The sequence below is a fragment of the Pseudostreptobacillus sp. genome, assembly GCF_977040545.1.
This window is the reverse complement of sequence record NZ_CDRRBS010000070.1, coordinates 1-6,483: the sequence shown is the minus strand read 5'-3', so window position 1 is coordinate 6,483 and position 6,483 is coordinate 1. Positions and strand designations below refer to the sequence as shown.

Annotated in this window: 6 protein-coding genes; all 6 read right to left on the bottom strand. The window is 28.5% G+C overall.

Features of this window, described 5'->3' with window-relative positions; genetic code table 11:
- A partial coding sequence (locus ACWYO2_RS04485) for a S41 family peptidase (RefSeq protein ID WP_455515298.1) occupies window positions 1–1,313 on the bottom strand: 1,313 nt, incomplete at its 3' end.
- Entirely contained in the window at window positions 1,300–2,043 is a 744-nt protein-coding gene (locus tag ACWYO2_RS04480) for a TlyA family RNA methyltransferase (protein ID WP_455515297.1), read from the bottom strand. The genes ACWYO2_RS04480 and ACWYO2_RS04485, both read right to left, overlap by 14 nt.
- On the bottom strand, window positions 2,040–2,498 hold the full coding sequence (locus ACWYO2_RS04475; RefSeq protein WP_455515296.1) for a divergent PAP2 family protein: 459 nt from the start codon (window positions 2,496–2,498) through the stop codon (window positions 2,040–2,042). Before ACWYO2_RS04475 ends, ACWYO2_RS04480 begins: the two co-directional genes overlap by 4 nt.
- Window positions 2,488–2,829, bottom strand: coding sequence for a YhbY family RNA-binding protein (locus tag ACWYO2_RS04470; RefSeq protein ID WP_455515295.1), 342 nt, complete (start codon window positions 2,827–2,829; stop codon window positions 2,488–2,490). Before ACWYO2_RS04470 ends, ACWYO2_RS04475 begins: the two co-directional genes overlap by 11 nt.
- 153 nt (window positions 2,830–2,982) lie before the next feature.
- Window positions 2,983–3,651 (bottom strand): hypothetical protein, encoded by a 669-nt coding sequence (locus ACWYO2_RS04465; protein WP_455515294.1) that lies wholly within the window; start codon window positions 3,649–3,651, stop codon window positions 2,983–2,985.
- A 15-nt stretch (window positions 3,652–3,666) separates the two neighbouring features.
- On the bottom strand, window positions 3,667–6,483 hold a 2,817-nt coding region (locus tag ACWYO2_RS04460), incomplete at its 5' end, for a YadA-like family protein (protein ID WP_455515293.1).

Below are 6,483 nucleotides of genomic sequence, written 5' to 3'. Positions count from 1 at the left end.
GATTTAACTTCTTTACCAAGTAAAACATCTATTGCTGCTTTTAACTGAACATCACCTTTTTTTAGAATTTCATCTGCTTTTTCTTCACCCTCAGTTTCTACTAATATTTTTTTTATTTCTTTTTGTCTATTTTCTTTTGCAAGTTCAGTTTCTGTACTATACCCTTTACTTGATAAAAGATTATTCATATTAATATATATATTTGGCTCTATACCTTTTTTATTTATATTATTATTTTTAGGTGTTGCATATTCAGCTATTGTAAGTTTTATTGCATCATCACTTCCAGGATAGTTATATATTCCTTGCGCAACTCCTTTACCAAATGTTTTTTCTCCTATAATTGTTGCACGTTTATAGTCTTTTAAAACTCCTGTAACAATTTCTGAAGCAGATGCTGATCCACGATTTACAAGTACAGTCATTTCACCTTTAAATATTTGGTCTCCTACTCTTTTATATTCATTATTATTTCCACTTTTTGTTTTAAGGGTTACTATTAAATCTTCTGAAACAAATAATGAAGCTATTTCAACTGCTTCTTGAAGAGAACCACCAGGATTTGTTCTTAAATCAAATACTAATTTTTTCATTCCTTGTTTTTGTAATTCTAAAATTGCATTTTTTATTTCTGGTCCTGTTTTACTACCAAAATTTAGTAAACTTATATATCCTATTCCATTTTCTTTATCAATCATTCTATATTCAACATTTTCAAGTTTTATTATTTCACGAGTAAGTGTTATTTCTAATGGTTTTTTTAACCCTTTTCTATATATTTCAACTTTAACTTTAGTACCTGGATCTCCTTTAAGTTTTTTAGAAGTTTCAGTTGCTGTTAAATTTAATATATCTTCTCCATCAACTTTTGTAAGTATATCACCAATTTGTATACCAGCTCTAAAAGCAGGAGTCCCTATAAATGGAGAAATAACTTCCATATAGTCTCCTTTTTCTTTTCTAATTGACATACCTACTCCACCATAAACACCATCCATACCTTCATTTAATTCTTGAAGTTCTTTAGCTGTTAAATATTCAGAATAAGGATCTTCTAAACTTTTAACCATACCACGAAGAGCTGCTTCATACAATTTTTCTTTACTTGTATCTGCACTACCTACCCAACGATCATTGATATAGTTTATTGTTTGTATCAATTTATTGATATTTTTTAAATCCACTACAGCATTTGCTCTTTGCACTGCTTGTACTTTTTTTACTTCTTGATTTACTTTTTCTTCTGAATATGTTATATATCCAAGAAAAGCTATAAAAGTCAACATCATTAATTTTTTCTTATTTATTTTCATTTTTATCACCTTTTATTACATATATTAAAAATTCTTTATTTCCTTTAGTCCCCTTTATTGGTGAATCTATAACTTCTTTTACTATATATCCACTATCAATAAATGAATGAACTACTTTCTTTATTGCTTCATCATGATATTTTTCTTCAATTACTATACCATTTCTTGAAATTTTATCTGGAGTTAATTCAAATTGTGGTTTGATAAGAGCAATTACTCCAAAATCATCTTTACCAAAATTTTCAAAATATTGTATAACTTTAGTTAAAGAAATGAATGAAACATCTATTACAATATAGTCTACCTTATCATCTATTATTAAATCTCTAATATGAATTTGTTCAAGAGATATTACCTTTTCATTATTCTTTAAGGTATAATCTAATTGATTTGTACCTACATCATTAGCATATACCAACTTAGCTCCATAATGTAGGGCACAATCAGTAAACCCACCAGTTGATGCACCTATATCTAATATTTTTTTATCATTAAAATCTAAATTCCAATGAGTTATAGCTTTTTCAAGTTTTAATCCACCACGACTGACATATTTTAATTTATTTTTTATTCTAATATCCTTAATATTTTCTTCTTTAAATTGACTACCTGGTTTAGTTTCGGCTTTGTCGTTTATTATAACATTACCAACCATTATTTCACGTTTAGCTTTTTCACGGCTATCAAAATAACCAAGTTCAACTAATAATACATCTAAACGCTTTTTCATAATAAATATCCTTTAAATACAAAAGGTATAACTATACCTAATATAGCTCCCATTAAGACCTCTAAAGGAGTATGTCCTAAAAACTCCTTCAATTCTTGAATTTCATCAGCATTATATAGTCTTCTTTCTTCCAATAATCTATTTAATATTTTTGCGTGTTTTCCAGCTTCTTGCCTTACCCCAGTTGCATCATACATTGTAACAATAGCAAATATAGCAGCTATTGCAAACTCTACACTATGTATACCTTTTAATAAAGCAACTGATGTTGCTAAGGTAACAGTTGATGAAGAATGAGAACTCGGCATTCCCCCTGTTGTAAATATTTTTGTAAAATCAAACCTACCTGTTTTAAATATTGGTACTATACATTTATATACTTGAGCTGCGAAAGCACTTAAAAACACTAAATCTAAAACTTTATTAGATAATATTATTCCACCATTATCTAGCATTATTAACTCTCCTACTCTTTTTAAAATCATAGAATTCTTGTGTAATTTCACCAGGTTTACCATTTTCTATTTTTTCTTTAAAAAATATCATTGTTTTACCTACAGAACCTATAAAAATAGAATTTGAAGAAGATTCTATTTGTTCTATAATTTCATTATTTACATCTTCTAAACTATTTTGTAATAATTTTATCTTCATTAATTCATTTTTCTTTATATATGCTGAAATACTTTCTAAAACACTATCTGTAACTCCTTCTTTACCAATTCTAACTACTGCTTCTAAATTATGAGCTCTTTTTCTTAAAAAGTTTCTTTCTTTACTATTCAATATATTCTCCTTTATTAATTTTTTACTTTTATTATACCATAATATAAGTTCTTTTGCCAAATAAAAAGGATATTTTAAAAAATAAGTAAAAGAAATGAAAAAGAACATGTGCTTAATAAACATATAACCGTCTATTAATACATGTCCTTTTCTTTAATTAGATAATATTCTCATAAATTGATTTGGATTTATAGGATTTGATATACTTCCATCTCTTAAATAATCTATTCTACTTTCATTTTTAGGATCTGGATTATATTCCTTTATCACTACATGATCTCCTTTTGCACTATAAAAGTTTATTTCTCCTATTACTCTACTTCCTTTATAGTTTCTTACTTCTATATCTCCATTTGGCCATAGTCTTGTAGACTGTCCTTCTAAATAGCCATCTACTACATTTGACTCTATTATCAATCCATTATATAAATATTCCTTAAGTCTTCCATTTATTTTTCCGTTTTTTCCATAGTTAAAGTATAATATATCTCCATTATTTCTATATAATATAGCTTTTCCTTCTCTTACATTTGATTTGTAATTAAACTCTAATCTATCATTATTTTTATAATAAAGTATAGCTTTACCATTTTTTAATCCCTTTACATAATTAGCAACTTCTTTTGACCCATCTAATAAATATTCTACTGATTTTCCTTCACGGACTTGTAGAGTATCTAGTGTATATTCACCAGATACTCCTAACCCATTATATTTTCTACCATTTTCTGCTAGATAATCTCCATTTGAATCTACTCTACTTACTTCAGAACAACTTATAGCAAATAGACTCATCATTAAAAATATTAAACCTTTTTTCATTATAACATCTACCTCCTATTTAGTCTTTTCTAAAGCTTCTAATCTCTTCATTAATTGTTCAATTATAACTTTATTTTGTTCTTGTTCTTTTCTGTATTCTTGAATCTCTTGTTTATATTCAGAATTTTCACGCATAATATCTTCAAGTTTTTCTTTAAGATCTATTATATCATTTCTATGAGTATCATTATCACGAGTATTTCTATCAAATTGGTATCCTAATCCTACTCCAAATGTAACATGTCCTTTAGTATTTAATGCTCCACTTGCCTTATACACTAATGATCCTCTATGATTTAATCCACTTATTCCTAATGCAATTGCACTCTCTCCTCTATGGATTCCAATTGCTGCTGCAATATTATGTCTGTGCATTCCTATATTACTTACTTGTGGAAGATTTGCCATAGCTACACTTGAAGCTATTCCTGCATTTATTCCTTTAAGAACTCCACTTAATTGTGAACCATTTATTGCATCTTGACTCGTATCGCTTATTTCTCCAGGTGCAACATTTGTTATCTTAGTATTTCCAGCATCAATTCCTTCAGAAGATATAGATACTACTGGTTTGTTGTGTCTATTTCCTATCTTTATTGAATCAAATTCTGGATTTTGACTAAATTTAATATTTATTGAATTGTTAACTGGATCTGTTGTTGTAACAACATTTTTACTACTAAATTTAGTTTCATCATTTGTATCCTTTTCAGTTACTTTATCATTTCCTAATATTGAAACTTTTTCTCCTAAATTTCTATGTACAACATCACCTTTATTTGCTCCAAAGTCAAGTCCTGCTTTAGATAATGTTTTAAGATCATCTAAGTTTGCTACAGTATTTAATTTCTTATCATCTTCAGTAGTTGTAATTAAAGCTTTTACAACTTCCTTATCATCTGATTTATTTGCCTCTGTTTTAATATCAGCTGCTTTTAATCCACTAGCAACATTACCTAAACTTTGTGGTGTTCCTATCTCATTAGGTTTTGAATTAGGTGCTACAAGATTAGTCTTGATATCATCAGCTTTAACTTCTGTATCAGTTGCATTACCTTTATCATCTAATAAGTAGAACTTATCACCTTTCTTAACTATAGGTTTACCATCTTTATTTGTATATGTAATAGGTAATCCTTCTACATCTACTTTTACTGTTGTTACTGTTTTAACTTTTCCAGAAGCATCTATCACTTCTTTTGTTGCAAGTTTTACATTTGTATTTCTTCCATCTGCAAATCTTAATTCATCATTAGGATTTAATTTTTCATCTTTATTTTCAAAATCAGCTGCTGATAATTCGTTATTATTTTTTCCTACAACAAATCCTGATTTTTCTAAAGCATCTGCTACTTGGTTCCCTGTTACAAACTTAGTTCCATTATTTGGAGTGTTAGTTGCTATTGGTGTTGGCGTTGGTTTACCTTCTTGAGTTATAACATTTCCTTTATCATCAACATCTGTAACATTATAAACATTTCCATCTTTTGCTATAGTTCCAGCTGGTTTTGAACCTTTTTTAGGTTGTCCATCTGTTCCTATATCTTCAGGATTATAAGCTTTATCTCCAACTTTAACAAGTTTTGTTCCGTCTGCTTTTGTTATTTCTGTTGGTGTTATTTCTCCTGTTTCCATTTCAAATGTTAATGTTCTTACACCTTTATCATCAGTTTTACCACTTACTTGTATTCCATTCTTACCAACGAATTTAACTTCATTTGAATTTCTTACTTGATCGTTATATGGTTTAGTTGTATCTCCTGTTGTCTTATCAGAGCTTACTACCCATCCTAAATTTTGTAAATCTCCAACTGTTGCTGCATTATTTGGTTTTGATTTTTCAAAGTCTATAAGACCTGCTTTACCAACATTTTCTGGTTTTTCTACTGCTGTAACATTTTCTTTTGGCTTACCATTAGGAAGTACATCTCCCTCATTATACCATTTACCATCATTTGCTATTTGTTTTCCTTCTTTAGCAAATGTATTAGCTCCATTTGCAATATTTCCTAATTGTGTAGGTGTTGTAGTTTGTTTGTTTGGTTCAGTATCAGTATTTGAAACATTAGGATTTACAAGATTTGCTTGTATATTTTCCTTAGCTTCTGGTTGTTTTGCTAATGCTGTTCCATCTGGATTCTTATATGTTTTTTCTTTTTCATCATAAACTTTTCCATCAAGAGCTTCTGGATAATAGAATTTACCATCTTTACCTTTTACAACTACTTTTCCAGATTCATCTGTATACGTAATAGGCAAGTCAACTACATCTACTTTTACTGTTGTTACTGTTTTTACTTTTCCTGTCGCATCAATTACATCTTTAGTAGCAAGTTTTACATTTGTATTTCTTCCATCTGCAAATCTTAATTCATCATTAGGATTTATCTTTTCATCTTTATTTTCAAAATCTGATTCGCTTAATCCTTGATTTTTACCTACTATAAATCCTGATTTTTCAATAGCATCTGCTACTTGGTTTCCTGTTACGAACTTAGCACCATCATTCTCTTTAACTTTTGCTATTGGTGATGCGTTATCATTAGGTTTCCCATCTGCATTTAAGTCTTTATTATCATAAACTTTTCCATCAACTATAGTACCTACAGGAACTGCATCTTTTTTAGGTTTTCCATTTGTATCTATATCTTCAGCATTATATACTTTATTACCTATTGCTACAACTTTTTTATCAAGTTTGTTGTCATCTGGTTTAACTATTTCTGTTGGTGTTATTTCTCCTGTTTCCATTTCAAATGTTAATGTTCTTACACCTTTATCATCAGTTTTACCACTTACTTGTATTCCATTCTTACCAACAAATTTAACTTC